Source organism: Pseudomonas sp. AGC41, assembly GCF_057334555.1.
The window spans coordinates 1-6,775 of the sequence record NZ_JBHFJB010000094.1 but is presented as its reverse complement, the minus strand read 5'-3'; the positions used below and the strand labels follow the sequence as shown (position 1 = coordinate 6,775).

The window sequence follows — 6,775 nt, the reverse complement described above, 5'->3', positions numbered from 1 at the left end:
CCCCCCCACAAGTGCCTGCCCTGGACACCTGATCCGCACCCATGAAAAAGCCCGCAGCGACGGCGGGCTTTTTCAGCAAGCAAGGGCAGATACTCAGATCGGGCGGCTGCCGTACTTGTTGTCAGGCTTCTTGGGCGGATCGGCGACCACATTGGCCTCCACTTCCTGCACCTTGCCACCCCGGGCCAGGAATTCCTCCATGGCCTTGGCGAGCGCATCACGCTCCTTGTTCTTGGCCTCTACGCTCGGCAACTCGTCGACCGATACCGCCGCCTTGGCCTTGCCTTTGGCGGTCGGGACCGGAACATCGGCACCGTCATCGTCAGCGACGTCTTCAGCCGCCGCTTCCAAGCCTTCTTCGGCCTCGTCTTCATCACCTACTTCGAGGTCGTCGTTTTCCAGATCATCGTCGCTCATGTTCTACCTCATGACTTGCGAAAAGCAGATTAGTTATAGCCCAGCTTCACCATCTGTCGAAGGCTGCCAGAAAAAATTCAACATCCGCCAACCATCAGCGGTCATGCCCCTTCACCGTGCAAGGTGGCGAGGACTTTACGAGGACCGCCATGATCACGGTGCTCGCCCAGATAAACACCTTGCCAGGTACCCAACGCCAACCGTCCCGCCGTCACCGGAAGACTGAGCTGACATCCCAGCACGCTGGCCTTGAAGTGCGCCGGGAGGTCGTCCAGGCCTTCGTCGTTGTGCTCATAGTCGGCGGTTCCTTGTGGGATCAGCCGATTGAAAAATCGTTCGAAGTCTCGACGTACCGCCGGATCAGCGTTCTCGTTGATGGTCAGCGAGGCCGAGGTGTGCTGCAGCCACAGATGCAACAGACCGACACGACATGCCTTGAGTTCAGGCAGGCCGGCGAGCAACTCGTCCGTCACCAGATGAAAGCCCCGGGGCCTTGCCCGCAGGGTTATCAGCGTCTGTTGCCACATACAGTTCTCCGCACGTTCGGCGCGCATTCTAGCGCGCTCAGGGAAAAAACAAAGGGCCTAATATTCCTGCTTTCCTGTAAGTCTTTGGCGGTAGAAAAACCCGTGTCGCATACACAACAAAAGGCGTCGGAAAAACCAGCACGCCCTGTGAGCAATGACAAATTCCAGACAAAAAAATGCCCGGCGAACCGGGCATTTTTTATTAGAGCGCGATTACAGGTTGTAACCACGTTCGTTGTGCTGGGCCAGGTCCAGGCCCACGGCCTCTTCTTCTTCGGAGACCCGCAGACCCATGACGGCGTCGAGGACCTTGAGGATGATGAAGGTGACAACCGCCGTGTAGATCACGGTGAAGCCTACGCCTTTGAACTGAATCCACACTTGCGCACCGATATCGGTCACGGTGCCGAAGCCGCCCAGGGCCGGCGCTGCGAACACACCGGTCAGGATGGCGCCGAGGATACCGCCGATGCCATGCACGCCAAAGGCGTCCAAGGAGTCGTCATAGCCAAGCTTGCGCTTGAGGGTGGTGGCGCAGAAGAAGCACACCACGCCCGCCGCCAGACCGATGACCAGGGCGCCCATCGGGCCCACGGTGCCGGCAGCCGGGGTGATTGCAACCAGGCCGGCCACGACGCCCGAGGCGATGCCCAGTGCGCTTGGCTTACCGTGGGTGATCCACTCGGCGAACATCCAGCCCAGCGCGGCGGCGGCAGTGGCGATCTGGGTGACCAGCATCGCCATGCCGGCGGTGCCGTTGGCCGCAACGGCGGAGCCTGCGTTGAAACCGAACCAGCCCACCCACAGCATGGCCGCGCCCATCAGGGTGTAACCGAGGTTGTGCGGCGCCATCGGCGTGGTCGGGAAGCCTTTGCGCTTGCCCAACACCAGGCACGCCACCAGGCCTGCGATACCGGCATTGATGTGCACCACGGTGCCACCGGCGAAGTCCAGTACGCCCCAGTCCCACATCAGGCCGCCATTGCCGGACCAGACCATGTGCGCGATCGGCGCATACACCAGCGTGAACCACACGCCCATGAAGATCAGCATGGCGGAGAACTTCATCCGCTCGGCGAACGCGCCGACGATCAGGGCTGGGGTGATGATCGCGAAAGTCATCTGGAAGGTGATGAAGACTGCTTCAGGGAACAACGCCGCCGGGCCAGTGATGCTGGCCGGGGTAACGCCCGCCAGGAACGCTTTGCCCAGGCCGCCGATGAAGGAGTTGAAGTTGACGACGCCCTGCTCCATGCCAGTGGTGTCGAACGCGATGCTGTAGCCATAGATGACCCAGAGCACGCTGATCAGACCGGTAATGGCGAAGCACTGCATCATCACGGAAAGAATGTTTTTCGACCGAACCATGCCGCCGTAGAACAGCGCAAGGCCAGGAATGGTCATGAACAGTACAAGAATCGTGGCCGTCAGCATCCAGGCGGTGTCGCCGGAATTGAGGACTGGGGCTGCCGCTTCTTCTGCCATGGCCAGGCCAGGCATTACGAAGGACAACAGGGCTCCTAGCCCTGCGAATTTACGCAGAGTCATATTGTTTTCTCCTGGGGCGTTGGGGTTTGGCGGCTTAGATAGCGTCGGTATCGGTTTCGCCGGTACGGATGCGGATAGCCTGTTCCAGATTGACCACGAAGATCTTTCCGTCACCAATCTTGCCGGTGTTGGCGGCCTTGGTAATCGCCTCGATGACCCGATCAAGATCCTTGTCGTCGATGGCGACGTCGATCTTCACCTTGGGCAGGAAATCGACCACGTATTCCGCGCCGCGATACAGCTCGGTGTGACCTTTCTGCCGCCCGAAGCCTTTGACTTCAGTAACGGTAATGCCCTGCACGCCGATTTCGGACAGCGACTCGCGCACGTCGTCCAACTTGAACGGCTTGATGATGGCAGTGACTAGCTTCATGAAACTCTCTCCCGAATTGGTGGACTTGCCCCAGGAAAACAAACCCGACTCAAGTCTAAGCGCAGTGCCTGGCTTTGTAACGCGTCGTCGGCCCAAGTTGCCCGACCAGCGCCAGCTGACTACTCCTGACGAAACTCCCCGCTCCGCCTGCTGCACTGCATTCGTCACAGCGACTGCTTCAGTGCATGGGTCACCAGCCACTAAGCAGAAAGCTTGCCATCTGTGCCCAACCCCCCGGATATCAACCCTTTCCCCTCCGCGCCCGCCCGGGACGCGCCACGAACCGGAGCGATACGCACAACAACGGTGCGGCAGCGCCTGGCACCGTGCGCGAAAAGCGTGCACCCGCGCCTGGCGAATTGACTATAGACCCTGCGTGATACACTGCCCGCCATCGTTTCCAGGACACCTGCCATGCTCGCCCCCAAAGATCTCCTCGACGCCCTGAGCGGCCACGCTTCTCGCCTCTTGAGCGGCGATACCCCTCTGCCCAAAAGCGAAATCGAAAGCCAGTTCAAGGCTCTATTGCAAAGCGGGTTCAGCAAGCTGGACCTGGTCAGCCGGGAAGAATTCGACAGTCAGATGGTAGTGCTGGCCCGAACTCGGGCGCGGTTGGAGAGTCTGGAGGCGAAGGTGGCGGAGTTGGAGGCGAGGCTGGATCCGCCTGCGCAATAACGTGCACTTCCTCTACGCATCGCCGCAACGCCGGGCATGCCCTTCGCCGCGATGACTCCGGTGCCACCTGCGTGCGGCACCGGACGACGGCACAAACCCGCGTCGAGCGCGTAATGTCAGCACAATCGTCGTGAAAGGGGTGGTCGTGCAGGGGCTTGTCGAGGTGCCGGGTGCATAAAACCGTAGTGAAATCGGGCACGAAGCAGCACTGATTCAAGTCTGGCGCAACATCTTGCCAACCTTTTCCCTTCGATTCGCCATAACCAAACGGCTCCCCGCAACTAACCTTCAAGAACCGCAGGATGCGGTCCTCTCTACCACTCAAGGAACGATTTCATGTCACTCGCCATCGTTCACAGCCGCGCCCAGGTTGGCGTCGAAGCACCCGCTGTCACCGTCGAGGTCCATCTTGCCAATGGCTTGCCGTCGCTGACCATGGTCGGCCTGCCCGAGGCGGCAGTGAAGGAAAGCAAGGACCGGGTGCGCAGTGCGATCATCAACTCAGGGCTCAGCTTTCCGGCGCGGCGCATCACCCTGAACCTGGCGCCAGCGGACCTGCCCAAGGACGGCGGGCGGTTCGACCTGGCGATTGCCCTTGGCATCCTGTCGGCCAGCGTGCAGGTGCCGACGCTGATGCTGGACGACGTCGAATGCCTCGGCGAGCTGGCGTTGTCCGGGGCGGTACGACCGGTACGCGGGGTATTGCCGGCGGCGCTGGCGGCGCGCAAGGCTGGACGGATGCTGGTGGTGCCGTGGGCGAATGCCGAGGAAGCCTGCCTGGCGTCGGGACTGAAAGTGATCGCAGTGCATCACCTGCTCGAAGCGGTGGCGCATTTCAATGGCCATACTCCGGTCGAACCCTTTGTTTCCAATGGCCTGCTCTCGGCCAGCAAGCCCTATCCCGATCTCAGTGAAGTCCAGGGGCAGGCCGGGGCCAAGCGCGCGTTGCTGATCGCGGCAGCAGGAGCCCATAACCTGTTGTTCAGCGGCCCACCTGGCACCGGCAAGACGTTGCTGGCGAGCCGCTTGCCGGGGTTATTGCCGCCCTTGGCCGAAAGCGAAGCCCTGGAAGTCGCGGCGATCCAGTCGGTCGCCAGTTGCGTGCCGTTGAGCCATTGGCCACAACGTCCGTTCCGCCAGCCGCATCATTCGGCGTCCGGCCCGGCGCTGGTGGGCGGTGGGTCCAAGCCGCAACCGGGAGAAATCACCCTTGCTCATCATGGCGTGCTGTTTCTGGATGAATTGCCGGAATTCGACCGCAAGGTGCTGGAAGTGCTGAGAGAACCGTTGGAGTCAGGGCACATCGTGATTTCCCGGGCGCGGGACCGGGTGCGCTTTCCGGCGCGCTTCCAGCTGGTGGCGGCGATGAATCCCTGCCCCTGTGGCTATCTTGGCGAGCCCAGTGGTCGTTGCTCCTGCACACCGGACATGGTGCAGCGTTACCGCAACAAATTGTCCGGCCCGCTGCTCGACCGGATCGACCTGCACCTGACCGTGGCCCGGGAAGCCACGGCACTGAACCCCAAGAGCGAACCCGGGGACGATACCGCCACCGCTGCCGAACGGGTGGCCGATGCCCGTGAACGCCAGCAAACACGCCAGGGCTGTGCCAACGCGTTCCTGGACCTGCCAGGCCTGCGTCGGCATTGCAAACTGGCCACCACCGACGAAGCCTGGCTGGAAACCGCTTGCGAACGGCTGACCCTGTCGCTGCGAGCCGCTCATCGCCTGCTCAAAGTCGCCCGGACATTGGCCGACCTTGAGCAAACGGAGCGAATCAGCCGCGAACATCTGGCCGAAGCCCTGCAGTATCGCCCCGCCACGGTTTGAACCGCTTACGGCTTGCTCAGGTCCACCAGCGGGGCATCGCGCACCTCGGTTTTCCGATCGCCCTGGATGTCTTCGATGCGCTTGAGCGCCTTGTCTACGGCAGCCTTGTCCGCCAACAGGCTGTAATGGATCTGGAACTGCTTGCGCTCTTTCGGCGCGATAGTCGGCACCAGGCCCAGTGGTCGCTGATAGCGACGGTTGTAGGAGAAACTGGTGCCCGGCTCCAGGCCGGTCACGTAGCCCTGGCCTTGGGTATCGGTGTTTTTCCACAGGGAAAATACCGGAAGCGTCCCGGTGTTGAAGCCCACCGACACGCCGAGGCTACCGGCCTTGTTGTGCAATACGGTCAGCGTATCGCCCTTGGCGTCGGCATAAGGCACGACGTTGTAGACGGTTTCGTCGTAGTCCTTGGTTGGGGCACGGTAGGTTTGCCAGTCCTTCAGGTCGCCCTTGGCCTTGTCGTTGAACGGCGACACCTGTTTGACCGGTGCTGCGAAGCGCGCATCCTGCTCCAGGAACGGCGTACTGAAGTTGCTGTGATAGAGCGCCTGGTATTCCTTCGGATAGTCGCCATTGTTGGTCAGCGTGTCGCTGAGCGCGAAGGTCACGCTGCCGGGTTCGGTGACCAGCTCGGTCTGCACCGAAAAGTCGATTTTCTTGAACGCCTGTTCCTTCAGCTCGCCTCGCAGCGTGATCGCGTAGGGCGGTTTTTCATCGATGTGCAGGGTGACTTTGTTCGCCGGGATGTTGGCCGCGCGGCCGTGCAAGGTCAGCAGCTCGCCATTGTCCATGCCCGGATGACCGACCCATTCGTAGCCGCAGCGGGTGACCAGCTCGTTGAATCCTTCGAGCCAGCCCAGGCCGCCCCGGCCATTGAGCTCGATGAACGCCGGATTGACCACTTCCTTGACCGGCGAATCCCACCCCATGCGGACACCGCCGACCGAGGCCTGCAGCACATTCATACCGCGAGTCGGGACGACCGAGAGTTTCATCGTGCCGTTGTCGATATCAACGATGCTGACGCCTTCCTGGCGGCCGCCGTGCAGGGTGCGCATCGTCACGGAAAACGGTTTGTCGGTCTTCACACCGAGCTGCTGGCTGGTGATTTGCCAGGACTGGGCGGCCTTGTCGGTATCGAGCAGGACATAATCCCAGGCCATGGCGTGGGACGCAGCACCGAGGGCGCCGAGGGCAATGAGGAGTTTGAGCGAAGTCATGGAAACGACCTTTTATTGGAGTTGTGCGGTTTTTATAGACTTGAAGAAACGTTTCAGCAAGCCGAAAAACAGCAATCAACCTCAAAAAGGAAGGCGACTACAGAATTAGAGAGATTTTTGTGGGAGCGAGCCTGCTCGCGAAAGCGGTGGGTCAGCTGACAGCGATGTGGCTGGAAGGCCGCCTT

The 6,775-nt window shown here is 61.2% G+C and carries 7 protein-coding genes; 2 read left to right on the top strand and 5 right to left on the bottom strand.

Going from position 1 to position 6,775, the window contains the following annotated elements; genetic code table 11:
* Positions 1-93: 93 nt before the first annotated feature.
* The 4 genes from sutA to glnK form a co-directional block, all read right to left on the bottom strand.
* Entirely contained in the window at positions 94-417 is a 324-nt protein-coding gene (sutA, locus tag ACE04F_RS16890; protein WP_007941277.1) for a transcriptional regulator SutA, read from the bottom strand.
* Positions 418-518: 101 nt separating this feature from the next.
* Positions 519-944, bottom strand: coding sequence for a secondary thiamine-phosphate synthase enzyme YjbQ (locus ACE04F_RS16885; RefSeq protein ID WP_486108437.1), 426 nt, complete (start codon positions 942-944; stop codon positions 519-521).
* A 213-nt stretch (positions 945-1,157) separates the two neighbouring features.
* Positions 1,158-2,492, bottom strand: a complete 1,335-nt coding sequence (locus ACE04F_RS16880) for an ammonium transporter (protein WP_486108435.1) — start codon at positions 2,490-2,492, stop codon at positions 1,158-1,160.
* A gap of 34 nt (positions 2,493-2,526) precedes the next feature.
* Positions 2,527-2,865 (bottom strand): P-II family nitrogen regulator, encoded by a 339-nt coding sequence (glnK, locus tag ACE04F_RS16875; RefSeq protein WP_002555808.1) that lies wholly within the window; start codon positions 2,863-2,865, stop codon positions 2,527-2,529.
* A gap of 414 nt (positions 2,866-3,279) precedes the next feature.
* On the opposite strand from glnK, the gene ACE04F_RS16870 reads away from it, so the two are divergent.
* Complete coding sequence (locus ACE04F_RS16870; protein WP_486108433.1) at positions 3,280-3,540, top strand: accessory factor UbiK family protein; 261 nt, start codon at positions 3,280-3,282, stop codon at positions 3,538-3,540.
* A 336-nt stretch (positions 3,541-3,876) separates the two neighbouring features.
* Positions 3,877-5,370 (top strand): YifB family Mg chelatase-like AAA ATPase, encoded by a 1,494-nt coding sequence (locus tag ACE04F_RS16865; RefSeq protein ID WP_486108431.1) that lies wholly within the window; start codon positions 3,877-3,879, stop codon positions 5,368-5,370.
* A 5-nt stretch (positions 5,371-5,375) separates the two neighbouring features.
* Here the strand turns inward: ACE04F_RS16865 and ACE04F_RS16860 are convergent, their stop codons facing one another.
* Positions 5,376-6,590 carry an aldose 1-epimerase family protein gene (locus ACE04F_RS16860; protein ID WP_486108429.1) on the bottom strand — a complete coding sequence of 405 codons (1,215 nt, stop codon included), beginning with the start codon at positions 6,588-6,590 and terminating at the stop codon, positions 5,376-5,378.
* Between the last annotated feature and the right edge of the window lie 185 nt (positions 6,591-6,775).

Coding starts and splice junctions, on each gene's coding strand:
- sutA (WP_007941277.1), bottom strand. CDS start 417: ATGAGCGACGATGATCTGGAAAACGACGACCTCGAAGTAGGTGATGAA.
- ACE04F_RS16885 (WP_486108437.1), bottom strand. CDS start 944: ATGTGGCAACAGACGCTGATAACCCTGCGGGCAAGGCCCCGGGGCTTT.
- ACE04F_RS16880 (WP_486108435.1), bottom strand. CDS start 2,492: ATGACTCTGCGTAAATTCGCAGGGCTAGGAGCCCTGTTGTCCTTCGTA.
- ACE04F_RS16870 (WP_486108433.1), top strand. CDS start 3,280: ATGCTCGCCCCCAAAGATCTCCTCGACGCCCTGAGCGGCCACGCTTCT.
- ACE04F_RS16865 (WP_486108431.1), top strand. CDS start 3,877: ATGTCACTCGCCATCGTTCACAGCCGCGCCCAGGTTGGCGTCGAAGCA.
- ACE04F_RS16860 (WP_486108429.1), bottom strand. CDS start 6,590: ATGACTTCGCTCAAACTCCTCATTGCCCTCGGCGCCCTCGGTGCTGCG.
- glnK (WP_002555808.1), bottom strand. CDS start 2,865: ATGAAGCTAGTCACTGCCATCATCAAGCCGTTCAAGTTGGACGACGTG.